The organism is Enterococcus sp. AZ067 (genome assembly GCF_051715005.1).
GTDB classification, from domain to species: Bacteria; Bacillota; Bacilli; order Lactobacillales; family Enterococcaceae; genus Enterococcus_D; species Enterococcus_D casseliflavus.
On sequence record NZ_JBIOSY010000001.1, the window covers coordinates 1,592,046 to 1,618,805 of the forward strand.

21 protein-coding genes are annotated in these 26,760 nt (G+C 42.1%); 16 read left to right on the forward strand and 5 right to left on the reverse strand.

What is annotated here, in order from left to right:
- Positions 1-66: 66 nt before the first annotated feature.
- Together IGI82_RS07555 and IGI82_RS07560 are read right to left on the reverse strand one after the other, a co-directional pair.
- Positions 67-945, reverse strand: a complete 879-nt coding sequence (locus tag IGI82_RS07555; RefSeq protein ID WP_087627329.1) for an NAD-dependent epimerase/dehydratase family protein — start codon at positions 943-945, stop codon at positions 67-69.
- A 54-nt stretch (positions 946-999) separates the two neighbouring features.
- Positions 1,000-2,100 carry a M24 family metallopeptidase gene (locus IGI82_RS07560; RefSeq protein ID WP_087627330.1) on the reverse strand — a complete coding sequence of 367 codons (1,101 nt, stop codon included), beginning with the start codon at positions 2,098-2,100 and terminating at the stop codon, positions 1,000-1,002.
- Between the two features lie 194 nt (positions 2,101-2,294).
- On the opposite strand from IGI82_RS07560, the gene ccpA reads away from it, so the two are divergent.
- Entirely contained in the window at positions 2,295-3,293 is a 999-nt protein-coding gene (gene ccpA, locus IGI82_RS07565; protein ID WP_008378470.1) for a catabolite control protein A, read from the forward strand.
- 142 nt (positions 3,294-3,435) lie between these two features.
- Here the strand turns inward: ccpA and IGI82_RS07570 are convergent, their stop codons facing one another.
- Positions 3,436-5,880, reverse strand: coding sequence for a transglycosylase domain-containing protein (locus tag IGI82_RS07570; protein ID WP_034868505.1), 2,445 nt, complete (start codon positions 5,878-5,880; stop codon positions 3,436-3,438).
- A 262-nt stretch (positions 5,881-6,142) separates the two neighbouring features.
- Here IGI82_RS07570 and tyrS point away from each other — a divergent pair, with 262 nt between their 5' ends.
- The 4 genes from tyrS to IGI82_RS07590 all read left to right on the forward strand — a co-directional run bounded on the left by tyrS (position 6,143) and on the right by IGI82_RS07590 (position 9,800).
- Entirely contained in the window at positions 6,143-7,405 is a 1,263-nt protein-coding gene (gene tyrS / locus IGI82_RS07575; RefSeq protein WP_438841994.1) for a tyrosine--tRNA ligase, read from the forward strand.
- Between the two features lie 69 nt (positions 7,406-7,474).
- Positions 7,475-8,386 carry an AEC family transporter gene (locus IGI82_RS07580; RefSeq protein ID WP_005225801.1) on the forward strand — a complete coding sequence of 304 codons (912 nt, stop codon included), beginning with the start codon at positions 7,475-7,477 and terminating at the stop codon, positions 8,384-8,386.
- Positions 8,387-8,474: 88 nt separating this feature from the next.
- Positions 8,475-9,368 carry a deoxyribonuclease IV gene (locus IGI82_RS07585; protein WP_005225802.1) on the forward strand — a complete coding sequence of 298 codons (894 nt, stop codon included), beginning with the start codon at positions 8,475-8,477 and terminating at the stop codon, positions 9,366-9,368.
- 45 nt (positions 9,369-9,413) lie between these two features.
- Positions 9,414-9,800: a cytidine deaminase family protein gene (locus IGI82_RS07590; protein WP_438841995.1), complete on the forward strand. Its 387-nt coding sequence runs from the start codon at positions 9,414-9,416 to the stop codon at positions 9,798-9,800.
- A 134-nt stretch (positions 9,801-9,934) separates the two neighbouring features.
- Here the strand turns inward: IGI82_RS07590 and IGI82_RS07595 are convergent, their stop codons facing one another.
- Positions 9,935-10,552, reverse strand: coding sequence for an FMN-dependent NADH-azoreductase (locus IGI82_RS07595; protein ID WP_005225804.1), 618 nt, complete (start codon positions 10,550-10,552; stop codon positions 9,935-9,937).
- A gap of 162 nt (positions 10,553-10,714) precedes the next feature.
- Between IGI82_RS07595 and IGI82_RS07600 the strand changes: the two genes are divergently transcribed.
- From IGI82_RS07600 to garR, 11 genes are all read left to right on the forward strand, one after another.
- Positions 10,715-11,410, forward strand: coding sequence for a response regulator transcription factor (locus IGI82_RS07600; protein ID WP_087627333.1), 696 nt, complete (start codon positions 10,715-10,717; stop codon positions 11,408-11,410).
- Positions 11,407-12,354, forward strand: a complete 948-nt coding sequence (locus tag IGI82_RS07605) for a sensor histidine kinase (protein WP_087627334.1) — start codon at positions 11,407-11,409, stop codon at positions 12,352-12,354. The genes IGI82_RS07600 and IGI82_RS07605 overlap by 4 nt, the downstream gene beginning before the upstream one ends.
- A gap of 89 nt (positions 12,355-12,443) precedes the next feature.
- Positions 12,444-13,220 (forward strand): ABC transporter ATP-binding protein, encoded by a 777-nt coding sequence (locus tag IGI82_RS07610; protein WP_016610278.1) that lies wholly within the window; start codon positions 12,444-12,446, stop codon positions 13,218-13,220.
- Entirely contained in the window at positions 13,192-15,282 is a 2,091-nt protein-coding gene (locus IGI82_RS07615; protein WP_087627335.1) for an ABC transporter permease, read from the forward strand. The genes IGI82_RS07610 and IGI82_RS07615 overlap by 29 nt, the downstream gene beginning before the upstream one ends.
- Before the next feature lie 304 nt (positions 15,283-15,586).
- Positions 15,587-17,236 (forward strand): Ig-like domain-containing protein, encoded by a 1,650-nt coding sequence (locus IGI82_RS07620; RefSeq protein WP_438841996.1) that lies wholly within the window; start codon positions 15,587-15,589, stop codon positions 17,234-17,236.
- A 685-nt stretch (positions 17,237-17,921) separates the two neighbouring features.
- Complete coding sequence (locus tag IGI82_RS07625; protein WP_087627337.1) at positions 17,922-19,274, forward strand: enolase C-terminal domain-like protein; 1,353 nt, start codon at positions 17,922-17,924, stop codon at positions 19,272-19,274.
- Positions 19,275-19,383: 109 nt separating this feature from the next.
- Positions 19,384-20,694 (forward strand): SLC13 family permease, encoded by a 1,311-nt coding sequence (locus tag IGI82_RS07630; protein ID WP_087627338.1) that lies wholly within the window; start codon positions 19,384-19,386, stop codon positions 20,692-20,694.
- 120 nt (positions 20,695-20,814) lie between these two features.
- Positions 20,815-22,143, forward strand: coding sequence for an enolase C-terminal domain-like protein (locus tag IGI82_RS07635; protein WP_438841997.1), 1,329 nt, complete (start codon positions 20,815-20,817; stop codon positions 22,141-22,143).
- A gap of 49 nt (positions 22,144-22,192) precedes the next feature.
- Positions 22,193-23,089 (forward strand): dihydrodipicolinate synthase family protein, encoded by an 897-nt coding sequence (locus IGI82_RS07640; protein WP_087627340.1) that lies wholly within the window; start codon positions 22,193-22,195, stop codon positions 23,087-23,089.
- Positions 23,090-23,121: 32 nt separating this feature from the next.
- Positions 23,122-24,267, forward strand: a complete 1,146-nt coding sequence (locus tag IGI82_RS07645; protein WP_087627341.1) for a glycerate kinase — start codon at positions 23,122-23,124, stop codon at positions 24,265-24,267.
- 12 nt (positions 24,268-24,279) lie between these two features.
- Positions 24,280-25,164: a 2-hydroxy-3-oxopropionate reductase gene (garR, locus tag IGI82_RS07650; protein ID WP_087627342.1), complete on the forward strand. Its 885-nt coding sequence runs from the start codon at positions 24,280-24,282 to the stop codon at positions 25,162-25,164.
- A 319-nt stretch (positions 25,165-25,483) separates the two neighbouring features.
- Here garR and IGI82_RS07655 read toward each other — a convergent pair whose 3' ends face one another.
- The gene (locus IGI82_RS07655) at positions 25,484-26,611 is read right to left on the reverse strand and encodes a CdaR family transcriptional regulator (protein WP_087627343.1); all 1,128 of its coding nucleotides are present in this window, start codon (positions 26,609-26,611) and stop codon (positions 25,484-25,486) included.
- Between the last annotated feature and the right edge of the window lie 149 nt (positions 26,612-26,760).

Consider the following 26,760-nt stretch of genomic DNA (forward strand, 5'->3'; position numbering starts at 1 on the left):
TGATTACTTCAAAAGATAAAAACGTTCGCCAGTTAAATCGGCGAACGTTTTTTGTGATTTTGGTAGTTATTCGTTTGATGCTTGGGTGATTTCCCAATCGCAAAGTTGATAGAGCCAATCCTGCAGGTGACTGAATGGAAAGCCAATTTCCTCAGCGAGACCAACATTGATCGAATAAGCAGGTGTACCATTATAAGGGCCTTGATCGCCTGTTTCTGAAAAGAGCGGGGAAAGACCAGTTTTTTTCGTTACGTATTGCAGCACTTCTTCTAAGGAAACTGTACCTTTTGACGCACCATTGATGGGTCCTGTGAACGAGCTAGTACCTAGAAACGCTAAAAATTTACCAGCTTCTTGGGCATCCACAAAGCCCATTTGATGCGTTAGATTATCGACAGCCATTGGCTTTTGCTTTATCAGATGGTCGATGTAAAAGGCAAAACGTTTTGTATAATCATCTGCACCGATCACGTAAGGAAAGCGGACAAAAACGGACGGGATCTGACTGTATTTTTGGGTCAGGATCTCTTCCACGGTTCGCTTGCCTTGTGCATAATCGACCTCCTCAGAGCTGACCAGTCTGAAGGGTTCTTTAGCAGGGTCAAAATCCGCTTCAATCAAATCGAAGTGTAATTCATGATACGCAGACATTGAGCTAGTAACGATGTAGCGCTTCGGTGTGACATGACGCAGTAGAATCTCAATGTCGTTGGAAGTATAAGCAATATTGTCAAAAATGACCTCATAGGTTTCTTTTGTTAATGCTGTTTTGATACTTTCTTCGTCCGTGCGATCGAAGATGATTCTGTTGACTTGATCGCCAAAGGAATCTTTCGTGTTCCCTCGAGTAGCGATCGTCACGTCCAATCCTTGATCAATTAGTGATTGGACCAAATATTTACCGAAAAAACGCGTACCGCCTAAAACCAACACTTTTTTACTCATAAGAACACTCCTTTTCATGTAATGCCAACATGTTGCACCGTTTCATTAGGAAAATCAAGATAAGATCAATAATTCTTTTGCTGTTTTGGTAAAAGGTACACAGCCATCTGCTGTGACATACACACAGTCTTCAATGCGGACACCGACCTGATCTGGTAAATAAATGCCCGGTTCGATAGAGAAGCACATGCCTTCTTCGATCACTAAATCATTGCCAGTGATCAAAGAGGGGAACTCATGAACCGTGGTCCCGATGCCGTGACCTAGACGATGGTTGAAGTAGTCGCCGTAGCCATAGCCAGTAATCACATCACGAGCAATCTTGTCTAATTCTCCAGCGGTAATCCCAGGTTTGACCGCTGCTTGCGCTGCTAGTTCAGCTTCAAGAACGATGTCATAAATTTTTCTTTGTAATGCAGTCGGTTCTTTATAGGCAACCGTTCTGGTTGCATCACTGCAATATCCTTTCCAAACGACCCCTAGGTCAAACAAGACAAGTTCATTGGCAGTCACTTTGCGGTCACCAGGTACGCCATGAGGACTGGCTGCATTGGCACCAGCTAACACCGTCGTATCGAAGGACATATGGGAAACCCCACGCTTTTTCAACTCGTACTCAATTTCCGCCACGATTGCCATTTCGCTGACGCCTTCTTTGATGGCAGCAAATCCAATCTCAAAAGCAACGTCTGCCCAGTTGCCAGCTTCTAGCAAGGTGTCAATTTCAGCAGCCGTTTTGGTTAACTGCATTTTTTGAATGACCGGAGTCACATCTAAAGAAAAATCGGTCTGTGGCAAAAACCGTTTCAATGCTTCATAGCGCTCGACGGAAAGGTCATTTTTTTCTAGTGCGAAGGAAGAAACTTGGTAACGAGAGGTCAATTCCTGACAGATTTTCGCCCAAGGGTCTTCGCTATCGAGATAACCGATAATGTCAAAAGGCCAGCCACTATTTTTTGCTTCTTCTACTTCCAGAGCTGGTGTGAAAAGAAAGGGATCTTTTCCAGGTGCGACAAACAAAGCAAGGACCCGTTCATGAGGTTCACTTTTAAAACCTGAAAAATAAGCGATCGTTGCTGGATTAGAAATATAGGCAACATCTGCGCCATTGGTTTTCAACCAGCCATTTAACTCATTGATTTTTTTATCATTCATTTGATAAAACCTTCTTTCAAGTATTCTTTTTCTATTTTATCATGCTTTCGAAGAGAATAGGGGAGGGGAAAGTAGGAAATTGCTAAGTTTTCATGAAAACAAAATTAAAACGGTTGCAAATACGGAAAAAATTTGCTATCCTAACAAAGAAATGTAAATAAGATTTTCTGAAAATAGAATAAGGGAGATATATCATGGAAAAACAAACAATTACGATTTATGATGTTGCACGGGAAGCGAATGTATCGATGGCAACTGTTTCACGGGTAGTCAACGGAAATCCAAATGTAAAACCAGCAACTCGTAAGAAAGTGCTGGAAGTGATCGACCGCTTGGATTATCGTCCAAACGCAGTTGCTCGAGGGTTAGCAAGTAAAAAGACCACGACTGTTGGTGTCATCATTCCTGATGTCAGCAATATGTTCTTCTCATCACTTGCTCGTGGGATCGATGATGTAGCGACCATGTATAAATACAATATCATCTTAGCCAACTCTGATGGCGATACGATGAAAGAAGTCAACGTTTTGAACAACTTGTTAGCAAAACAAGTGGACGGCGTTATCTTCATGGGTCATCGCATCACGGATGAAATTCGCGGGGAATTCTCTCGCTCAAAAACACCAGTCGTTTTAGCTGGTTCGATCGATCCTGATGAACAAGTAGGAAGTGTCAATATCGATTACACAGCAGCTGCCAAAGATGCTGTTTCATTATTGGCGAAAAACAATCAAAAAATCGCTTTTGTCAGCGGTGCTTTGATCGATCCAATCAATGGCCAAAACCGCTTGAAAGGCTATAAAGAAGCCTTGAAAGAAAACAACCTTGACTATTCTGAAGGGTTGATCTTTGAATCACCATACAGCTTTAAAGAAGGCTTAGCCTTAGTTGATCGCATCATCAACAGTGGTGCAACAGCAGCTTATGTCACAGACGATGAGTTAGCCATCGGTGTCTTAGATGGTTTGTTAGACAAAGGTGTTAAAGTTCCTGAAGATTTCGAGATCATCACCAGCAACAATTCATTATTGGCTGAAGCAGCTCGTCCACGCTTATCAAGCGTGACGCAACCATTGTATGATATGGGTGCCGTTGCGATGCGTCTATTGACAAAAATGATGAACAAAGAAGATGTAGAACAAAAAACGATCGTCTTGCCTTACGGTATTTCAGAAAAAAGCTCTACGAAATAAGCAGCAATTTGATCAAACGATCAGTGGAACAACGCCTTGTTGTTCCACTTTTTGCTTCAACGATCGTTCGTGTGGGGAGAAAATCTATGGATTTTCTCCTCACACTTTTTTTGCATAAAAAAACTGATCAGCACAAGGCTGATCAGTCATCATTATTGTTGGTATTTTGTTGATTATTGTCTTGCTGTTCCTCATCGTCATCCTCATCATTTGCCGTAGGTGTAACATTGTTGGATGCGTTATTCGATGATGTATTCGACGAACGATTTGTTGAACGGCTAGAAGATGCTTTTCTCCAATAGTCAGCGTAGTTTGCATCTGAACCACCGAGTCCAAATTTGAAATCGACCGTATCTGGTCCGCCAGTGGCCCAATACGAAGTAACGGTACTGCTTGGATTGGTATAGGTTCGATTATCGACTCGCACGGTTCCTCCTGGTTGGGTACCAGTAAACTTGGAAACTTGAGCTTTTTTGACATCACTAGAAAGTTCAAACTTCTGATTCACACCAAAGACTTCTTGGTTTGTTTGATAAATACGATTGATCAAGTAAGCCATATAGTTGGCTGTCCGAGTTCCTGCAGCACTATCGGTCCCTTTATTGTCATCTCGACCTGACCAGCTGCTGATGGTGATCGATGGGGTGGAGACGACTAGCCAAGAGTCCGACCAGTTGTTGGTGGAACCAGTTTTTCCGACCCAATCGGCATTTCCGAGGTTCCAATCCAATCCGCTGATAACCGATTTAAAGGAACTGGTTTTTTGCTCATCGATGACACTACGCATCATGTCGGTCATGATGGAAGCCGTCGCTTCTGAAAAGACTTGGACAGGTTTGGCTTCATGCTGGTAAAGCACTTCGCCTTCATTGTCTTTGATTGATTCGATGATATAGCCTTGCTGATAAACACCATTATTGGCAAATGTTTGGAAGCCATTCGTTTGATTCAAGACTGTGACATCTGTAACCCCTAATGGCGCTGATTCATACGCCCAGCTATTATCTTCGGGATAGCCCATTTTGCTTAAATAATTTGTGTAGGCATAAAAATGATCGCCTTCTTTTTCCCAAAGATCTTGGAAAATATTTGTCGCTGCGATATTACTGGAAACCTCCAATGATTCACGAATCGACATAAAAGTATTGGTTCCACGGTTTGTGGCATTGACGATCGGCTCACCGGCGTTTTCTCCTGTCCGCCATTTTGCGGCATAGTCAGAAACCATCGATTCAGAGCCCATTAAGCCACTTTCGATCGCCGGTCCGTAAACCAGCATGGGTTTGATACTTGAACCTGCTTGGCGTTTGGCATCAAAGGCATGGTTGAATTGATTGTCAGCATAGTTACGACCGCCAATAAAGCCTAGTACTTTCCCAGTGGCGTTGTCCATCATGACATTACCGACTTCGATGGTGGAGTCACCCCAGTTGTCTAGCATATAGCCGTATTTGTCGACGGCATCTTGCATCGCATTATAAATATCTTTATCGATCGTTGATGTGACGGTATAGCCGCCATTAACAAGTTTTTGCTGCGCCAATTCGAAGTATTTTTGATAGGTTTCCTCTTTGGCGTATTCTTCGTCACTGACATCATCTTCATCTGCCAGCTGTTTGGCAATAATGTCTTTTGCTTCATTTAACACAGTGTAATAAAGGAAGCTTTGATCCGTTTGTTCAATGGCTTCTTGTTTTTTGAAGTCTTGCTTCAAGTCATAATTAAGCGCCTCTTCGTATTCTTCTTTCGTGATATCGTGGTTACGATACATACTGAAGAGCACGAAGTCTTTTCGTTCTAAGCCAGCGGTCAAGTTTTCCTTGATCTCACCCGTATTTGTATAAGGGCTGTAGACGATCGGGCTTTGTGGCAGACCCGCAATAAAGGCTGCTTGCGGTAAAGACAGGTCAGCTGCGTTGACGCCAAAAATTCCTTGCGCCGCTTCTTGCACACCTGCGATATTTTGCCCTTTATTGTTTCGACCAAAAGGGGAGATGTTTAAATACATAGTGACGATCTCATCTTTATCGAAAAATTTCTCCACTTCCATGGCTAATAAAATCTCATTGGCTTTGCGTTTAAAGGTCGTTTCACTGGAAAGGATTTGTTGTTTTACCAGCTGCTGGGTCAAAGTGGAACCCCCGCTGCCGCCAAAGCCTGTCGCTTCTGATAATAATGCCCGCACGACTGCTTTGGGTACGACCCCATTATGAATATTAAAATATTCGTCCTCTGTTGCGATGATCGCTTTTTTCAAATAATCTGAAATTTGATCGGAATTAACCGACGTTCGCATTAGATCCGAGCGAATCGTTGCGATTTTGCTGCCATCAGCGTATGCGAGTTGAGAAGTTTCTGTGATGTCGGTCAATTCTTTTTGTAACTCATCTTTAGAAGGAGCTGCGGTATCTTCCACAAGAAAAGCAAAGTAGCCGGCACCGATCCCTAAGGCTAAAGAACCGCCTAGAACCAGCAAAGAAATAGCAACTAAGAACAAGGCATGTAAAACCCTAAGACTGATGTTGAAATAGAACCAGCCTCTATTTTTGTTTTCTGTATTCTTTTGATTTTTCGTTTTCTGGGACAAAAAGAGTCACCTCAATAAATTAGAATAGATTCCGTGTAATTATAGCAAAAAACAAGGCGCTTGGGTAGCACCCTATCTGTTATCGAAAGAAGTGTGGGAGAAAATGCCAGTTGGTGTTTGTATTGAACCAGCGATAATAAAGGAAAATGAACGGATTTGCCTAAAAGTTTCTTTTTTGGTAAAGGACTTTGAGAGAAAGACTTTTCATTGACCTCTTTTTCAGTTAAGATGAACAATGAAGCAATTATTAGGAGGAGAAAGAATGAGTACAGACTTTTTTGAAGAGCTAAAGCGACGCGGATTAGTTCATCAGACCACAGACGAAGCAGCCTTGACCAAACAATTAAATGAAGAGTCTGTGAAACTATATATCGGCTTTGATCCTACCGCAGATAGCCTGCATATTGGTCATTTATTGCCTATTTTGATGTTGCGCCGTTTCCAACAAAACGGACATGTGCCGATCGCATTAGTAGGCGGCGGTACAGGAATGATCGGTGACCCATCCTTTAAAGATCAAGAACGTCAATTAAACACACTAGATACCGTTTTAGAATGGTCACAAAGTATCAAGAGCCAATTATCTCGCTTCATTGATTTTGATGACCAAGAAAATCCTGCCATCATTGCCAATAACTATGAGTGGCTAGGGGAATTGAAACTGATTGATTTCTTGCGTGACACTGGGAAAAACTTTACGATCAATTACATGATGAGCAAAGAAAGTGTCAAACGTCGGATCGAAACTGGGATCTCCTACACGGAATTTGCATACCAGCTATTACAAGCCTATGACTTTTTGAATCTTTACGACAACCACGGTTGCTTGTTGCAATTAGGCGGTAGCGATCAATGGGGGAATATCACCTCTGGGATCGAATTATTACGTCGTGAGCGTGAAGTCCAAGGGTTCGGTTTGACTATGCCATTGATCACAAAAGCAGATGGAACGAAATTTGGGAAAACAGAAGGCAATGCGGTTTGGCTAGATGCCAAGAAAACGACGCCTTACGAGTTCTACCAATTCTGGATCAATACGGATGATCGTGATGCAGTCAAATTCTTGAAATATTTCACCTTCTTATCATTAGAAGAAATCGCTGCGATCGAAGCAGAGTTTAACGCTGCACCAGAATCTCGAGCAGCACAAAAAGCTTTGGCAAAAGAAGTCACTACTTTGGTTCATGGGGCAGAGGCTTATGAACAAGCCGTACGTATCTCAGCAAGTTTATTCAGTGGCAATATCAAAGAATTGAACGCTGAAGAGATCGAACAAGGCTTCAAAGGGGTGCCAAGCCATCAGGTAACAGCAGATGATTCTTTGAACATCGTTGAAGTGTTGACGACTGCTAAAATCGAACCATCAAAACGTCAAGCAAGAGAAGACGTTCAAAATGGTGCCATCTACATCAATGGGGAACGCGTCCAAGACCTAACGTACGAGCTCCAAGCAAGTGATCGGATCGGTGGAAAATACGTCGTGATTCGTCGTGGCAAGAAAAAATATTTCTTATTAACATTTTAATCGCAAAAAGCGAACCGCCTTGTTGGTTCGCTTTTTTCAAATTTTTGTAGAGGAAGGGTTTTTGTTGGAATGGGAAATATAGTGTTGAATGCCGCCGGTTTATTTGCCATGATCTTCTTAGGGTATTTTCTTAAGCGGCTAAATGTCCTTTCAAAAGCGGATGGCTCGATCTTATCCAAAATTATTTTGAATGTGACGTTACCGGCAGCAATCATTTTGAATTTAGCTTCAATGCAAGTACAAGTCAGTGCGCTTAGTTTGATTGTGATCGCGTTGATCATTACGATCGTCCAGATCCTCTTCGCATTTTTCTTGACCAAAAAAGAATCGAACACGCTGCAGCAGTTTGCGATGTACTGCGGTTCAGGCTTTAATATCGGCAATTTTGCGATTCCTTTTGCCCAAAGCTTTTATCCTTTAGGGATTCCGCTGATTTCGCTGTTTGATATGGGGAACAGTATCATGTTGGCAGGGGGAACGACGATTTTCATCGAATTCTTGATTGGAAAGCGGACGACGTTTGAACCAGGGAAAATCTTTTTGAATCTCCTGCGTTCGCCAACGTTTACTATTTATCTAGTGATGCTGATTATCCGCAGTGCGGATTGGAGGATTCCCGAAGCGGCATTGGCGCTTGTCCAACCAATCGGGATCGCAAATACGTTTTTGTCCATGTTTATGATTGGCTTATTTTTGGATTTCCGCTTACCGAAGCACACCACCCAAACAGTGATCAAAATTTTAAGCTTGCGGTACGGACTGGCATTCGTGCTGTTCGCAGCTTTCTATGTTTTACCAATCCCAGTTTTATTAAAGCCAGTTCTTTGTTTGTTAGTGTTTGCTCCAATTCCTTTATTCGGTGTCATTAATTCCGTGATTGCTGGAATGGAGGAAGAAGCGGTGGGGTTCGTTTCTTCCATTAGCTTTTTGATAAGTATGCCGCTAATGACGGGTGTTCTGATGTTATTTGGACTCGCTTGATAAAAAAATACGGCAATGAGCAAAATAATCGCTTTACAAGGCGCTTTTATCGATAATAGAGAAGACTAGATTTAGGAGGAAAAGAAAAATGTTGATTGGTTCACACGTTTCAATGAGCGGCAAAAAAATGCTTTTAGGAGCAGCAGAAGAGGCAGCTAGCTATCAAGCTACTACGTTTATGATCTATACCGGAGCTCCGCAAAACACGCGGCGCAAACCGATCGAAGAGATGCAGATCGCAGCTGGACAAGATTTTATGACGGAAAAAGGAATTTCGAATATCGTCGTCCATGCCCCGTACATCATTAATTTAGGCAATACCATCAAACCAGAAAACTTTGGCTTTGCTGTTTCGTTCTTACAAGAAGAAATCCAACGAGCCCAAGCTTTAGGTGCAACTCAAATCACATTGCACCCTGGTGCCCATGTCGGTGCAGGACCAGAAGCTGGGATCAAGCAGATCATTAAAGGCTTAAACGAGGTCCTTGAAAAAAATCAAACTGCCCAGATCGCATTAGAAACAATGGCAGGTAAAGGCACCGAGATTGGTCGCAGCTTTGAAGAATTGGCAGCAATTATCGATGGTGTCACCTTAAATGAAAAATTATCCGTTACACTAGATACTTGTCACACGAACGATGCTGGCTACAATGTCAAAGAAGACTTTGACGGCGTGTTAAACGAGTTTGACAAAATCATCGGGTTGGATCGCTTGAAGGTCATCCATGTCAATGATTCAAAAAATCCACAGGGCAGCCACAAAGACCGACATGCGAATATTGGTTTTGGCACGATCGGCTTTGAAGCCTTGAATAAGATCGTTCATCATGAGCAATTATCAGCGTTACCGAAAATTTTGGAAACACCTTATGTCGGCGAAGACAAAAAGAATAAAAAAGCCCCTTATGGCTATGAAATCGCGATGCTGCGGGAAAAGACCTTTGATCCTGAGCTATTGACGAAAATCATGGCGGGTGCTTAAACGGTTCATTTAACCATGAGCCAGCTTATTATTGGAGGAAGAAAAATGAACTTTCAGTTGCTGATCGATGCCGCGAAACAAAAACTGGGATTCAGACAGCTCTCTCAATTTGCAGAAGCAGGGAGTGTTGCGGCAGCTCTGGCTACTGCAGATGGACAGATTTATACAGGGATCTGTATCGATACCAGCTGTTCTATGGGTTTTTGCGCCGAACAGGCTGCGGCTGCGCAAATGATCACTGATGGTCAGCAGCGGGTGTTACAGATGGTTGCAATCAATTCGGTAGGTGAGCCGATCCCACCTTGTGGTCGTTGCCGTGAATTCATCAGCCAGCTGGATCCTGCCAACCATAACACGCAGGTCATGATCGCAGCAGGACAAATCATGACGCTAGAAGAGCTGTTGCCTGTTGATTGGAAAGCATCAAAATAAAAAGAGTCCCCTTAGACCGCTGTGTTCTAAGGGGACTCTTTGTTTTATCGATCCATAGACGAGCTACGTTTTTGGATAAAAAAACTCCTCAACAAGCAATAGCGCTTTGTTGAGGAGTTGATCGATAGCAATGATTAGAATTTTTTCGCAGCTGCTGCTACGCGTTCTAAACCTTCAGCAATGATTTCTGCTGTTTTAGAAGGATCTGCATTGTGGCCTTCAATGATTACTTCTTCTGTGATGTTCATGCCGAACATACCACCGAAAACTTTTTCCATAAAGGTTACAGCGTTTTCCATTGCGCTCATTTCGCCTGAGTAAACACCACCACGGGCATTCAATAGAACGATTTCTTTGTCTTTCAATAATTGGTTCATTGAACCATCTTCGTTATAAGAGAAAGTAAAGCCAGCTTGGAAGATGTAGTCGATGAATGTGTGCAAGGCAGCAGGAATCGTTAAGTTCCACATTGGGAAAGCGAAAACGATGGTATCCGCTGCTGCGAATTTGTTCATCACGTCTTGACGGACAGTCATCAATTCTTGTTCTTCTTGGTTTAATTCTTGTTCTTGTGAAAGTTTGCCAAATGCTTCAAATAACGTTTGACCGATATAAGGCATTGGTTGTGCGTACACATCAAAGGTTACAACGTCCACATTGTTGGTATCAAGATTTTCAACGAACGTATCAAACATTTTTGCAGATACTCCATCAGGACGGTTATTGGCTTTAACAACTAAAATATTTTTCATTTTTTTCCACCTTTACTTTAAGTAAGTTTTAATCACAAAATGTAGTATACTATAAAATAATTTTGCTTACAATAAATAAGTACACTTTTTTTAAAAAAGCTGGAATTTTGCAGTTTTTTTCACACAGATTTGGTAAACTTTAGAGAAAACAGGAGGATTTATATGAAAATATTCGTGGTCGAAGATGACAAATCGTTAGTCAAAATGATGGAAAATCAATTATCCCGCTATGCGTATCAAACCTTTGTTCCAGAAAATTTCGCTGCGGTTTTAGATGAATTCTTGATGATCCAACCTGATTTGGTTTTGTTGGATGTCAATCTTCCTTATTATGATGGGTTTTATTGGTGCCAAAAAATCAGGGAACGCTCGTTGGTTCCAATTCTCTTCATCTCCGCCCGTGACGGCAATATGGATCAAGTGATGGCTCTAGAATATGGTGCTGATGATTATCTAGTCAAACCTTTTTCTTATGATTTGCTGCTGGCAAAAGTAAAAAGCCACATTCGTAGAGTCTACGGGGATTATGCACAGTCTGATCGGGCGAGAAGTTTGAAAGCTGGCGAATTGATCTACTATCCCGAAGCATTGAAGATAGTCTATCGTGAAGCCAGTGAATGGCTGACTGTTCGAGAAGGAGAATTATTGACCCTGTTAATGTCGGCACACCCAGAGATGGTCAAACGGGAACGGATCTTAAATCTATTATGGGATGATGAGCGCTTCGTTGATGACAATACGCTTTCTGTCAATGTCGGCCGTTTGCGAAAAAAACTGGCGGCAATGGGCATCAATGATCCGATCCAAACGATTCGCGGAAAGGGCTACGCTTTATCAGTGATAGGTACGGAAGAATGAAAGCATATGCAAGTGTTCATTTACCTAAACTACTCGTTACGTTCCTAGCCATTTCATTGTTCGTTTTAGTGATTTGGTTGGATGGCTATCGAAATTACCTCGTAATTGGTTATGGTCTGCTTCTATTCGGGCTGTTCATTGTTCTTATTTATTTGGTAGATTACCTTTCCAATACTGCGTTTTATCAGTATATCAAGCATGGAAGAGCGACACACCGAAGCAATGGCTACCTTTCCAAGCAATGGCGCAAGCAGTTCGATGCCCATGAACAGCAAGAGCAAGAGCGGCTGACAGAATTAGATCAGCACCATCAAAATCATATTCGTTTCATGAATATCTGGGTTCATCAAATGAAAACACCTGTCTCAGTTTTGGCGCTAATGGCTGAAAGTGAAGAAGTCGATAGCTATGATCTTTTGGCTGAAACAGATCGCTTAAAAAGTGGCTTGGCGACTGCGCTGAATTTTGTGCGCTTGGAAGATTTCACGGAGGACTTCGTTATCGAATCAGCCTCATTGTTGGAATTGTTAAAACACAGTATCGGTGACCAGAAGCGAAATTTTATTCGCAGTGAAGTCTATCCGAAGCTGATGAGTGAAGCAGATATCACGGTGACAACAGACAAAAAATGGCTAGGTATTTTGCTCTTTCAACTCATCAGCAACGCCATCAAGTACTCAAAGCCAGACAGTAAAGTCTATTTTGAGATCGATCCTTTTTCTAGAAGCTTAACGATCGCAGATGAAGGCTGCGGGATTGCAACAGCGGATCTCCCGCGAGTTTTTCGCCCCTTTTATACAGGTCAGAATGGGCGGCAAACAGGAGAGGCAACTGGGATCGGTCTTTATTTAGTTGAAACGATCAGTACGCAATTAGATATCGATGTGTCGCTTGCCTCTAAGGAGAATCAAGGCACGACAGTTACCTTAACATTTCGGAGGTGAAGGCTTTCTTACAATTTTGTAAGCTTTCTATCATGAAATCGATAACTGATTGCGGTGCCGCCTGCTAAACTGGTAGCAAAGGAGTGAAGATGATGGCTTTACTAGAATTGAAAAATGTATCGAAAACCTATACAGGGGAAGTGTCTGTTGAGGTTTTACAACAAATCGATCTCAAAGTGCCAGAAGGAGAATTTATCAGCATTATGGGTCCATCTGGCAGTGGCAAGACCACCATGCTGAATTTGGTGGCAACATTGGATAAACCGACTTCAGGTTCGGTGATCCTCAAGGGAGAGCAGCCACTAGAATTATCTAAGCAAAAACTCGCGGAGTTTCGTCGTCGGCAACTAGGCTTTGTTTTTCAAAACTACAATTTACTTTCGCCATTGAGCGTGCTTGAGAATGTGATTTTACCACTGACATTGGATCGGGTGGCAGTTCCTGAGATGAAAGAACGTTCGGAGCAGCTATTACGTGAACTTGGGATCTATGAGAAAAAAGACAAACGCATCTATCAGCTTTCCGGTGGAGAGCAGCAGCGAGTTGCGATTGCTAGAGCTTTGATCCATCAACCAGAATTGCTTTTAGCAGACGAACCGACGGGTAATCTTGATTCCAAGGCAGCACGAGATGTCATGGAAATACTAAGTCAGATGAACAAACAGCGAAAAGTCACCACTATGATGGTCACCCATGATCCGTATTCCGCCAGCTTTTCTGATCGGGTCGTTTTCATCAAAGACGGAAAGCTGTATAACGAAGTCTATCGTGGTGCTGATCAACAGCAATTTTATCAAAAAATTCTTGAAGTCCTAGCACATTTAGGAGGTCGCCGTCATGAATTTCAGACAGTTGATCATTCGTAATCTGCGGGGAAATTTTCGAACCTATGCAGCATACTTCGTCAGCAGCGCTTTTGCAGCGATGGTGTTTTATATCTTTAGTCTTTTGCTCTTTCATCCGCAATTGGAAGAAAACTTATCTAATAGCGATACACTTTCAAGCTTAGCTAAGGTCGGTCTATCCGTCGCACTCGTGGTGATCGCCTTACTGTCGCTGTTGTTTTTATGGTATACATTTGTGGTCTTTTTGAAACGACGCAAACGTGATCTGGCGATCTACTTGATTTTGGGGATCGAAGAAAAAGATCTGCGAAAGATTTTGTTTGTCGAAAATGCCCTTTTAGGAACCTGTGCCACAGTGACCGGTATTGGGTTGGGGATTTTAGTGACGAAATTGTTGCTGCTGATTGCGCAAAATGTCATGTATCTAACAGAAGGACTGAAATTTATGGTTCCTATGGAAGGTTTAGGATTGACCTTTGGGATCTATGTCTTTATTTTCCTCTTGATCTCCTTTTTCAGTACTCGGACCTTGCAAGGAGAACAGATCATCTCATTGATCAAGGAAAATGAAAAACCACGTCCTGAGCCAAAAAGTCATTGGGCATTGGCATTTTCAGGAATTGTGCTGTTACTAGTTGGCTATGGATCGGTCTTTTATTTTAGCTACCAAACGTACTCAATGCTGCCACTTATGCTAGGAGTCTTGTTGACTGTTGCAGGCACGATTTTGTCATTCCATCAGTTCAGCGTATTTCTGTTGAAACGATTAAAAAAACGCCCGACCTTCTTACGTGGGACTCGGATGCTGACTATCAGCGAATGGATCTTTCGCATGCGAGACAATGCGGCGATGTATAGTCTGATCGCTATTAGTACCTCCGTGGCATTCGTTGGGATTTCTGTGATGCTGGCGATTGGCAGTTCTTCTTTTTCTTCAATCCAAGGAATCAGTGTAGCCTATGTGTTTCCGTGGTCTGGGCCAGAAGACCTCGATCATTCTGAGGGGAAAATGAATGAAATTAAAACTGCCATAGAAGAAAAAGGGTACTCACCTGTAACGGATAGTGTTTCCTTACTATGGGCCTATGCGAATCTTGATGAATCTGCAGTTATGAATGATTCATTTTATACGACGAATGGCTTTTCAATTATGCGAGAAAGCGACTATCAGAAAATGATGAAACAAATCGGTGAGGAAGCTGATTCCGTTGCAGATAATCAAATAATGACACTTAGTGCTAATTATTCACGTCGAAAACAGCTTCTAGAAGTCCCTGAGAACGAACGCACAAGTATCTATCCAATCGAATTGGGATCAGAAACCGGTATAAAAAAGGATATTACGATTGTCCACAGCCCCTCAATGCTTTCTCTGAATCACTTTGGTTTGTCAGTTGTGACAGATAAGACCTTTGAGGAATGGCAAGCTCTCTTACAAGAATCTAACGATGATATGGAATCTGGTTTTATTTGGTTAGACTATCCAGAATGGGCTGAAACACCTGAATTGGTATCTGATTTCAATGGAAAGTTAGATAAAGAAAATGCCTTGATCGATCAGCAATACGAAGAACTCAGTCGGGAGTTTGAAGCCAAAGGTGACTATACAGATGAAGAGTGGTCAGAAGCGGCAAAAGACATTCCGATGCGTACGTCTTATACCTCGAAATACCAAGTTTTCCAAGAAAATCGTCAAGGAAATGGCATCATTTTAATGATCACGGTATTACTAGGTTCGGTTTTCTTTATTTTCTCCGCTTCGATTATCTATTTCCGTTTATTTGCAGATTTAGATAAAGATGGTGCGTATCATCGTTCCTTGCATATTTTAGGTGTGTCGCCCAAGGAGCGTCACAACGTTCTGAGACGCCAGCTGCAAGTGATGTACTTCTTGCCAACAGTCGTGGCAATGATCCATTTTGCGGTGGCAATGACCGCTTTGCGTATTTTAGTAGAATTGCCTGTTTGGCAATACTATGGCGTGATCGTTAGTCTCTTTTTGATTTTCCAAATCGTTTTTTACTTTGTTTGTCAGTACCGGTACTTCCAGCAAATTGATCGAATCGCCGATCCGACAGAGTGATTTATTTTTTAGCCAAATCCCTTTCAATCCACACGGATTGGGATTTGGTTTTTTGCTTGCTGCATTGTTATTTTCTTTCACCAATGAAGCGTTTTAATTGTGTAAATCACCGAAAAGCAGATAAAATTAGTTAACACTGATTCTATTAGGCAGTCGCTGATACGCGGCAAGAATGTGGCAACTGGAAGTCTATTTTTCTCACCGTGAAACGAAAAGACAACTGTTAATGAAAATATTCATGTCGAGTACAGTAATTGCTGTGACCGATGGGGTTAGCTAAGCGCTCACTTAAGGGAGGAAACCAATGATCAAACGTTTAGGAAAAGCATTTGCTGTCTTGCTGCTGTTGATTCCTGTTTTTGCTGGTATGCGGGTTGTTTATGGGGAAACCGATGTGGGTGCCAAGCTGATCACAAATGTATCGATCGTTAATAGCCACAACGAGGTCATCACAAGTATTGAAAAGGATGATTCCTTCAAAATAGATATGACCTGGAGTTTGGAGGACTTAGGTGATTTAAAAGCAGGTGACAAAGCGACCGTCACCTTGCCAGCTGAGATTGAAGGCGTTAATAATACGTATGCTTTATACGATGAAAATAACAACTTAGTGGTCAATGTTTCCCAAGTTGGCAATCAGCTGACCTTTGTTTTCACGGAATTTGTCGAACAAAATACCAATGTACATGGGGACTTTTATTTTTGGACAAAGTTCAGTGATGACGTGATAGAAAATCAGATCAACAACATCAACTTTGAAACGGCAAATGGGACGCAATCGGTGCCTATTTTTATTCAAGCAGTGGATGATTCAGGGGAGGGTGCCTTACTCACCAAACAAGGACTGTATTTAGGTACGCAACAACCCAAACGGATCATTGATTGGCGAGTGTATATCAACTCGTTTGACACGGACCAAGTGACGATCAAAGATGGAACGTTTATTGACTTTTTAGGTCCTCATCAGACACTAGTCAGTACGAGTGCTCGAGTGGTCTATGGACCCAGCGTTTCCAACCCAACGTATGTCGAGCAAGTACCGATCGTTTTAAATAGTGACGGCTCCTTTGAAATTCCTTTGCGGGATACAGAGGAACGGATCTACATTACCTACAAAACAGAAACGGATGGTTCATTGGAACAATATACCAATCGGGGCATCCTTGATGCTTTGGTCAATGATGTGCCAAGAACAAGCAGTATTACTGGCTATACGCCACGCTATGGTGGCGGTGGTGGCGGAACCGGTGAACCAGGGGAGTCCAGCAGCACGGAACCAAGTAGTGAAAGCAGTACGAGTAGTAGTACGGAACCAAGTAGCGAAAGCAGCACGAGTAGTACTACGGAACCAAGTAGTGAAAGCAGCACAAGTAGCAGCACGGAACCAAGTAGCGAAAGCAGCACAAGTAGTAGTACGGAATCAAGTAGTAGTACGGAACCAAGTAGTGAAAGTAGCACCAGCAGTAGCACGGAACCAAGTAGTGAAAGCAGTACAAGTAGTACTACCGAACCAAGTAGTGAAAATAGCACCAGCAGTAGCACGGAACCAAGTAGTGAAAGCAGCACCAGCAGTAGCACGGAACCAAGTAGTGAAAGCAGCACAAGTAGCAGCACGGAACCAAGTACTGAAAGTAGCACCAGCAGTAGTACGGAACCAAGTAGTGAAAGTAGCACCAGCAGTAGTACGGAACCAAGTAGTGAAAGTAGCACCAGCAGTAGCACAGAACCAAGTAGTACAAGCAATACACTGGAAGGTTTGCTAAATAATAGTGGGTCAAGTCACTCTTCCAGCTCGGCAAGAAGTGATGATGCCAACCATAATAAGCAGAAACTTCTCCCGCAGACGGATGAAGTCTTGAATGATCGGTTGATTTTCTTAGGAATAGTCATACTGTCTATCGTTAACTATGTGACGCTAAAAAAATCAATGGGGAAAAGTCCCTTCAACAGATAACAAAAGTCTATAACGGGCAAAACCAAACATAATTATCCAATGGGGACTTGGATTAGCAGAAAACAGAATAAAAAGTAGCGACAAAACCGTTCATGTGTTTTGATCGACTGATTCAGTAAAATTTAGTTCTTTATACTGAAAGAGGTCATCAAGGGCATTATCGGTTTTTTTGCTATTTTCTCGATGGCTTGACCTACAGTTTTTTCGCTTGTAGCCTGTCGATTATAGAAAAAATTTGGCTGTTTTGGAATTCTTAAAATGGTTTCTGTAACATTTATCAAGCAAAAACGATGCGGATAACTATCTCACATACCCTTTTTATTCGCGAAGAATATTTGTATTCTTAGAGCAAGTTAATGATCATAAACCGCTTCCATACGCTGACGCTTTTTCGACATATGACTGGAAATGTGCGAGAACTATCAGAAGTTCCCTTAGTCTAGTTAGTGTTTCGGACCCTTCTTTCTAGAAACTGATTTTTGTTTCGATTGCTCGAAAAATGAGCAGAATTCTTCAAAAACATTTACTGACCAAAGTATTGTGATTTTGTTAACAAGAATGAGCGAAGAAGGGTTTAGTGGTATGCACAGGAAGCAATTTATAAAAACCTAAAGCGTTTGGATTACGAATCATGTTTTTTCTTCAAACTGAACAAACCAAAAATAATAGAGAAGGTGGAATGAATATGAGTAAAAATGGTTCTCCAAAAGTGACAAAGATGCAGGTGTTTCCGATTGCTGGGTATGACAGTCCGACCCTTACCTTAAGCGGGTGTCATGCACCTTATTTTACGAGGAATATTGTTGTATTAGAAGACGAAACTGGGAATAGAGGCATTGGTGAGATCCATGGCGGTGAAGACATCACCAAAATGCTGGAGAGTTACATTCCTTTTGTCGTGGGTCAAGAAATTGCCAATTATCGTAATGTGATTACAACGATTCGCAAAAATGCAGCGGCGATGAAAGGAAACGATGGGGAAGGACTTCAAGGGTTGGATTTAAAAAATCTGAAATTTGTCGTCCAAGCGGAGGCAGCGGTTGAATGTGCGATGCTGGATCTGCTTGGCAAGTTTCTAAATAAACCGATGTGTGCGTTATTAGGTGATGGTCAGCAGCGTAATGAAGTTGAAGTGTTGGGGTATTTGTTTTATATCGCCGATGCAGGGAAAACCGATCTACCTTATCGCATAGAGGAAGAGCCAAAAGATGAGTGGGAGCGCATTAGAAGACAGGAAACATTAACACCAGAGGGAATGGTGCAGCAAGCAAAAGCACTTGAGGCACGCTATGGGTTCAAAAATTTCAAAGTCAAAGGTGGCGTGCTGAAGGGAACAGAGGAAATGGAAGCAGTAGTTGCTTTACATGAGGCGTTTCCAGAAGCGCGGATCAATATTGATCCTAATGGTGCTTGGTCGTTAGCAGAGGCAATCGAGCTTTGCAAAGACAAACTAGACACGATTTCTTATGTGGAGGATCCATGTGGTCCTGAAGCAGGTTTTTCAAGTCGTGAGATCATGAATGAATTCAAAACAGCCACGAGACATCAAGTGGCAACAAATATGATTGCGACCAACTGGCGACAATTTTATCATGCATTAAATTCAAAAGCAGTAGATATCGTTTTGGCTGATCCGCATTTCTGGACATTAAACGGAAGTGTTCGCATGGCCCAAATTTTGAATGACTGGGGATTGACTTGGGGTTCTCACTCCAATAATCATTTTGATATTACGTTGGCAACGTTCGCACAGTGTGCCGCAGCTGCACCAGGAAATATTACACCAATCGATACACACTGGATTTGGCAGGATGGACAAGAACTTTGCGATGACACTGTCTTGATTCAAGATGGCGTGATCAAAATCACCGATAAACCTGGCCTAGGTATTGAAATCAATATGGAGAAATTGCTGGAAGCACATCAATTGTACCAGTCAATGGACCCAAAATACCGTGACCGTGATGATTCAATTGCGATGCAATACTTTATTGAAGATTGGCAGTTTGACTCAAAAAAACCTTGCTTTGTGCGCTAAAGGTATTTATTGAAGGACTACTTGATGTCAGAGATATAGCTGAAATTTTTGATTGAAGTTTCGGCTATATTCCTCTTTGACTGATCTATTATTCGGAGGGATATAAAAAATGAGCTATTTAGCTATTCTTGGCTTTGTCATGATGACATTGATCACGGGTTTATTACTAAGAAATAAAATAAATATACTTGTCTGTTTTGCATTGATACCTGTCGCATTTTCTTTCTTAAGCGGGGCAAGCTGGACAGCGACGGAAGGATATATCGCTGACGGTCTTGATATGACACGAGACATCTTTTTGATGATCATGTTTTCATTACCTTATTTTTCTCTGATATCTGATGCAGCAGTCTTCGATATTATGGTATTCAAGTTTTTGAAAAAAGTAAAAATCAAAGCGCCGATTCTCTGTAGCTTGACTGTGTTTATTTCTGTGATCACCACATTAGATGGAAGTGTCATGTCGACCTATCTAATTGCGATCCCGTTGTTTTTGCCGCTATTTAAGAAGTTGAAAATCGATCCGGTGATACTCGTCTTTCTTTGCTCAGTCGGTATCATGTTAGGATCGATCACACCATGGAACGCACGGATCTTACGGGCTGCAAGTCTGCTTCCGGATGTACCCAATGCACCGATGACCTTATTTACCACCTTGCTACCTGTTTGGATCACTGTCTTTATCGGAACGATGATCCTTGGTTATTTCTTAGGTTTAGGTGTCCATAAAAAGCATCTGGCAAATGGAGAAAAGTTTGATGGGATCGCTGATTCATTAGCGAAAGAGCAAAACTATGGACCGCTTGCTCGTCCCAAGCTATTTTGGTTCAATCTGATCTTGACCATCCTCTTAGTGATCGCTTTGTCGTTTTCAAACCTGCCTTCTTACTATATTTTCGCAGCTGGTTTGATCATCGCTTTGTGCGTGAACTATCCGGACTTCAAAGATCAAAATCAATTGATCAGTAAATATGCTTCAAAAACATATCCGATTGCGCCCATCGTTTTGCTTTCTGGGGTTGTCGTGGGGATCTTGCAAGGAACGGGCATGATGGATGCGATGGTTCAAGTTCTCGTGAATATTATTCCCGCAGCTGTTGGTCCCTATGTTCATATTGCGATCGCTATCTTTAGCACGCCATTGATGCTGTTGTTTACCAACGATACTTGGTTTTTTGCGCTCATTCCGATCATTGCAGCTTTAGCAGGTGAATATGGCGTTGCTCCAGATATTGTTGCCTTGACATTATTCTTTAATATTGGTGCGTTTGCTTCACTGATTGCCCAACCACAAATCATTATGGCTTGTGATTTAGGGGAAACCAATGTACGAAAATTCTTGCGTTATTCCTTCTTTAAATTCTGGGGAATCAGCTTGGCATGGACGCTAGTAGGGATCTTATTGGGGATCTTTATTTAAAAATGTTCTTTAGCACAGAAATTCACTGTTTTTCGACGAAAAGTCTGCACTCGATACTATGTATTCTTTTTTGGGGAAACAGTATATTAAAAACTATCAATTTGACTAGGAGAGATTTTGATGATTCCAAAAATCGTAAAAATGGAAGTTGTCCCTGTAGCAGGACATGACAGTATGCTATTAAATCTAAGTGGAGCCCATGGCCCTTTCTTTACTAGAAATATCGTTATTTTAACTGATGACACGGGTAATACAGGTTTAGGAGAAGTGCCAGGTGGTGAGAAAATTCGTCAGACATTGGAAGACTGTCGTGAATTAGTTGTGGGTCGGACTTTGGGCGAATACAAAAACATCGTGAAAGAGATTCACGAACGTTATGCGCAGTTGGATGCTGGTGGGCGCGGGAACCAAACATTTGATTTGCGAACGACGGTTCATGTTATGACTGCTGTTGAAGCGCCATTGTTGGATTTACTAGGACAGCACATGCAGGTGCCCGTTGCCGCTTTGTTAGGTGAAGGACAAGTGCGCGAATCAGTGAAGTTTTTAGGTTATCTGTTTTATGTAGCAGATCGCGACAAAACAGACTTGCCTTATGCTTCTGACAATACGCTCGATGATTCATGGGGAGCCCTACGTCGTGAAGAAGCGATGACCCCAGAAGCAATCGTCAAGTTAGCGAAAGCTGCCTATGAGCGCTATGGTTTTGAGGACTTTAAATTAAAAGGCGGCGTGTTATCAGGGCAAGAAGAAGTACAAACCGTCAAAGCGTTGAAAAAAGAATTTCCCAATGCTCGGATTACCCTTGATCCGAATGGCGGATGGTTACTAGATGATGCAATTGCGCTTTGCAAAGACCTTCATGGCGTATTAGCGTATGTAGAAGATCCTTGTGGTGCAGAAGGTCGCTTCTCTGGTAGAGAAACGATGGCAGAATTCCGCCGAAAAACAGGATTGCCGACGGCGACGAATATGGTAGCAACGGATTGGCGAGAAATGAAAGCAGCGATTCGCTTAGATAGTGTGACGATTCCGCTGGCAGATCCGCATTTTTGGACGATGCAAGGCAGTGTGCGTGTGGCACAGTTATGTCATGACCTAGATTTGACTTGGGGTGTGCATTCCAATAATCATTTTGATATTTCTTTGGCGATGGTCGCTCATACTGCAGCGGCAGCACCTGGGGAAGTAAATGCCGCAGATACCCACTGGATTTGGCAAGATGGCGAAGGCTTGACCAAAAATCCGCATCAAATCAAAAACGGTGAAATTACCATTCCAAGAAATTCCCATGGCCTTGGGCTGGAACTTGACCGAGAAAAGCTAGATGCAGCGCATCAACTGTATTTAAAAGAAGGCTTAGGGGCGCGCAATGATGCGATTGCCATGCAGTATTTGATTCCTGGCTGGACATTTGACAATAAAAACCCAGCTTTAGTCAGAGAGTAATCGAGCGAATACAAATTAATCGAAGCTTTGAGTGAGAGGATTGACCATAATGGAAAAAGAAAAGATTAAAGGGATCATTGTTCCTTTACTCACGCCAGTGAATGAAGAAGAAATGATTTGCGAAACTAAGTTGCGAAAGATCGTACGGCATGTGATCGATCATGGTGTTCATGGCATTTTGGCTTTTGGCAGTAATAGTGAGTTTTATATGTTCGAACATGATGAAATGCTTGCAGCAACAGAAATCATTTTAGATGAAGCCGCTGGAAAAGTACCTGTTTTCTTTGGGATGGGCCCAATACGTACGAAACATGCGGTGGCACTTGCCAAACGGGCAGCAAAATTGCCGATCGCTGGTATTTCCGTTTTACACCCAATGTTCATCAAACCCACAGAAGAAGCACTGTACAATCATTTTAAAGCAATCGCAGACGCGGTTTCCGATACGATGGTGCTTTTGTATAACAATCCAGCAAGAGCTGGGTATTCGTTGAGTCAACCATTGATCGAAAAGCTGGCGCATACCGTTGAGAATATCGTAGGGATCAAAGATTCGAGCGGAGATTTGACCTTCCTAAGCGAATTGGTTCGACGGAATGCTGATGTTGGCTTTCGAGTGATTGCAGGAAAAGATAGCATTGTTTATCCTTCACTCTGTGTGGGAGCAGTCGGCGGTGTGTGTTCAACGGCAAATATTTATCCTGAATTGGTTTGCGGTATTTATGACCAGTACGTATCTGGTGATTTCCAAGGCGCGCTAAAGAACCAATTTACCCTGAACCCGATCCGTTTATCGCAAGATGCAGCAAGTTTCCCTTCAGCTACCAAAGATATGGCAAACTTGATGGGCTTGAATGTGGGACCTTCGATCTTGCCGACGGAAGCAAGTAAGGGCGTTGTGTTAGACAAGATGATTGATGAAATGAAGAAGGCGGGTTTCTTATAATCAAGCCTAACTATAGAAAAGGGGGTGGATTCATGGAAGAACAGCGAATTGTGATTGCAGCAGATTCTTTCAAAGGAAGTGCCTCCAGTAAAGATATCTCAATGTGGTTAGAAAAAGGGATTCGTCGGGTTTTGCCTCATAGTCCTATCGATAAATTTTCAGTCGCCGATGGTGGAGAAGGCACAGTCGAAGCTTTAGTTGATGCCTTGGCAGGAAAACGAAAAAGGATAACTGTTCAAAATCCATTGGGAAATCCTGTGAAGGCGCAATATGGTGTTTTACCTAATCAAATCGTCGTATTAGAAATGGCAGAAGCAAGTGGGATTACTTTGATCGAGCAAAATGCTGAGAATGCCTTAAATGCTTCGACTTACGGGGTAGGGGAGTTGCTTTTGGCTGCCCTCGATGAAGGCGCAAAAGAGATCTACCTTGGCATAGGCGGCAGTGCAACAAGTGATGGCGGGACTGGAATGGCAAAAGCATTAGGGGTCTCCTTTTACGACGATCAAGGAAAGGACATCCCGAGAGGATTAGCTGGATTAGCAAAGCTTGCTTCGATAGATATTTCTAAGATCGATCCACGATTAAAAGATGTAAAAATCAATATTTTATCGGATGTAACGAATCCGTTAGTCGGTGAAAAAGGTGCCATTGCTATCTATGGTCCTCAAAAAGGCATTCCGATTGACCAAACGAAAACCTATGATCAGTGGATGAAACATTATGCCTCTGTGATCAAAAAAGAGATGCAGATTGATATTGCTGACGCACCAGGTGCAGGCGCAGCAGGCGGTCTAGGGGCTGCATTGCAAGTGTTTTGCCAAGCCAAAACGTGCAACGGTATTGAAACGATCTTAGATTTAGTAGAAATTGAAAAGAAAATTGCCCAAGCTGCTCTCGTCATAACTGGCGAAGGCAAGCTTGACCAGCAATCGCTGAACGGCAAAGTTCCTGTGGGAATTGCCGAGCTAGCCAAAAAGCACGATAAACCGGTGATTGCTGTGGTCGGTAGTCGGGAGAAAGAGGTTTCGGCAGCTTATGCCGCTGGAATTGACCTTATTTTGCCAATTATCCATCGACCAATGAGTTTGCAAGAAGCAATGACACAAGTAGAGGAAAATGTGGTGATCGCTGGAGAAACCGCGATCCGAGCATATTTATTAAATCAACGAAAGTAGGAGAGGGTATTGATGAAAGTAGGATTTGTCGGTTTAGGAATCATGGGAAAACCAATGGTGAAAAATATAGTAAAGAATGGCTATGAGGTTATTGTGTATGATTTTAACCAATCCGCAATCGATGAAGTTGTTTCAGCTGGTGCACATGCAGCAGAGTCAGGCGCCAAGGTGGCAGAAGCAGCAGAAGTGATCATTACGATGCTGCCGAATTCTCCAAACGTAGAAGCGGCGCTATTCAATCCTGGAGGGATCGCTGAAGGCTTGTCAGCTGGTAAAACAGTCATTGATATGAGTTCAATCGCACCAAAAGCCAGCCAAGACTTTGCGGCTCGTTTGAAAGAACAAGGAGTCCATTTTATTGATGCGCCTGTCTCTGGTGGAGAACCAAAAGCCATTGATGGAACGATCGCGGTAATGGTTGGCGGAGAAAAAGCAGTTTTTGAGAAATATGAAGCTTTATTGAAGACGATGGCTTCTTCTGTGACACGAGTCGGTGAAGTAGGGGCTGGAAATATTACGAAACTAGCCAATCAAATGATTGTAGCGATCAACATCGCAGCTATTTCTGAAGCTTATTGTCTAGCTAAAAAAGCAGGTGTTTCTCCTGAAGCAGTTTATCAAGCCATTCGCACAGGTTTGGCAGGAAGCACAGTCATGGATCAAAAATCAGAAAAGATTTTTTCTGGCAACTTCGATCCTGGTTTCCGTATCGAATTGCATATCAAGGACTTGCAAAATGCATTAGACACCTCACATGATAGTAATGTTTCTACACCATTTACAGCATCTGCAATGGAGATTATGCAATCACTGAAAGCCTACGGATTAGAAAAAAGGGATCATTCTGCAATCGCAAACTATTATGAAACGATCAATGATTTAAAACTGCAAGGTTAACAGTAACGAATCGAGGTCATTTGTTTTCCTTTTCATTGAAAAGAGAGCACGAGCTGTTCACAACTAAAGGACATAATAAAAGAGCGTTTCTTCTCACAGGAACTCTCTTTTTGTTGCGTGTATTGAAACTCAAAAATACAGTGTAAAAACAATTTTTCGTCCACTGGAAGAAAGAAAACAGGGAAACGTTGCTGGTGCTATGAGTTAGGCTGTTGATGGATAATCAGGCTGATTGGAAACAGATGACTTGAACAACAAATGATACCATCAATTTTAAATGCGAAGTTTGTTACGCTGAAGCATTTGCTTGTTCAACAAATCATCTCTCTAGATTAGACAAGCGATAACTCATAAAAGCAGCCGACAACACAGTAAAATCACTCAAATTACGTGGATTGTAGCCCGTCTTTTCCGTGATGCGATTCAGTTTGTTTTGAAAAGTATTCTTGTGTAAAAAAAGTGCCTCGGCACACTTCATAATACTACCATTGTAGCGTTTATACGTTTCAAAGATCAATTGGAACTGCTCAATCTCCTCAACAGTCAGACTGCCAAGCACTTTCTTTTGCAATTGTTTATTATCTTCTGCAGAAATCCCGACAAAGAGCAACCCATAATCCATTTCTTGATAAGAAGAGATGGTCGCACTTTTTTGATTGATCAACCAATTGACGGTTTTTTGCGCCTTTTCATAACTAGACCAATACTCATCGATGGTTTCTGCTAAACCGCCGATCCCAAAGGACATTTGACGATCAAAACGCTTAGAAATATCCTTTTGCATTTGCATCAGTAGGGGGATCAGCGAAGCTTCTTCCTGCTTTTCGAAAAACAGGCAAATTTCTTGATTGATCAGCGAGAAGAAACTACCTGGAAAAATGTGCAAATGCGATTGGATGGTATGGAGCAGTTTTTCATAATTCAGATTATTTTTTTCTCTAGTAAAAAGGAATTTCCCTATCACGAGGATGCGAGGTCGTTCCAAATCAATGTCCAAGAGCGAGGCTAAATAAGCCGCCAAGCTATCATCTCTTTGAGGAGCGATCAGCATCGTAGCTAGACTGTGGTAGTTTTGCCGTTGATGGAAATTTGTCAATTGAATCCAGTTTTCTCGGATCAAAATCTCCGTCATTTTTTTGATAATATTCCCCAAAGGCTCTACCTTTGTACGCTCGCCAGTAATTCCAATAATTGCTACAACGGATTGATTAAAAAGGACCGGGATATTGATTCCTTTTTTTGCTCCTTTAAACTGATTGTCATGTTCAATCGTTAATGTCTGTTGATTTTTGGCTGCTAAACGGGCGCCTTCATGACTGGTACCAATCCGCACGGTATCTGTACTAGCTATGATCGTACCCGAGGTATCAAAAAGATTGATTTCATGGTTGATGATATCTTTTAAGCTTTTAACAATCAATTTTGCTACTTTTGGCTCTAATTCCATCGATCACGTACTCCTAAAAGTTGATTTGCTTATACTTGAATTTTATCACAAAGATGGTCATATATTATATATAATATATATTTAAATGATAAATATTAAACTGTTTTATTGGCGGTTTATTTTGCTTAGGGTTCATTTTATTCACAATT